This is a genomic window from Nesterenkonia aerolata (genome assembly GCF_031470965.1).
GTDB classification, from domain to species: domain Bacteria; phylum Actinomycetota; class Actinomycetes; order Actinomycetales; family Micrococcaceae; genus Nesterenkonia; species Nesterenkonia aerolata.
In genome coordinates, this window is the sequence record NZ_JAVKGR010000050.1 from 1 (window position 1) to 990 (window position 990).

Annotated in this window: 1 protein-coding gene; it reads right to left on the bottom strand. The window is 68.8% G+C overall.

Annotation, left to right across the window (positions count from 1 at the left end):
* A protein-coding gene (locus tag RIL96_RS13275) for an IS5 family transposase (RefSeq protein ID WP_310549488.1) occupies positions 1-940 on the bottom strand; the annotation gives its coding sequence in 2 pieces (ribosomal slippage) (positions 1-588 and positions 590-940; 939 coding nt in all).
* Between the last annotated feature and the right edge of the window lie 50 nt (positions 941-990).

Here is a 990-nt window from a genome sequence, read left to right on the forward strand (position 1 = left end):
CTAGGGCATGTCTGACAAATGTGCGGTCCAGGCGATCACCGCGTTGAGCACCACCGCGGCCCGATAGGTCAGCGCGTGCTTGTCATAGCGAGTCGCGATCCCGCGCCACTGCTTGATGTGGCAGTAGCGGCGTTCGACGACATTGCGGCCGCGGTAGGCGTTCGGGTCGAAGTTCGGCGGCCGGCCGCCGGCTGATCCGCGCCGCAGCCGATGACCTTTCTGGTCCTCGGGCTCGGGGATGTGGGCGGTGATGCCCCTGGCGCGCAGGTGCTTGCGGATCGCGCGCGAGGAGTAGGCCTTGTCGCCGCAGAGTGCATCCGGCCGGGTCCGTGGCCGCCCGAGGCGGCGGCCGACCTTCAGTTGCTGCAGCAGCGGCAGAAGCATCGGCGAGTCGCCGGCCTGACCGGGACTCAGCAGCACCACCAGCGGCAGCCCGCGGCCGTCGACGAGCTGGTGGATCTTCGTCGAGAGCCCGCCGCGCGAGCGGCCCAGGGCATGATCAGGCGGCTCTGGGGCCGGCCGGTCCGGCTGGCCCTGCGGCAGGCCCTGGGGCTGGGCCTGCTGATTCGTGTAGTTCGATCCAGCCCCCTGTGTGGCGGCTGACGTTGGTCGCGTGCTGATGAGCACGAGCGATCGTCGAGTCCACCGAGACCGTCCAGTCGATCTGTCCTGCTTCGTCGGCTGCTGCGGTCAGTCGCTCCAGCACCCGGTCCCAGGTGCCGTCAGCGGCCATGCGCCGGTGCCAGGTCCAGACCGTCTGCCAGGGACCGAAGACCTCGGGCAGATCGCGCCAGGCGATGCCGGTCCGATACCGGTAGATGATCGCCTCGACCATGGTCCGCGCATCGGCGAAGGGCCTGCCCTTGCGGCCCGTGGGGCGGGGCAGCATGTCGGCGATCATCGACCACTGGGCATCGGAGAGCACCTGGAACCTCGACATCTGGCCAGTCTCGCAGGACGGGCGCTATATATTTTTCAGACATGCCCTAG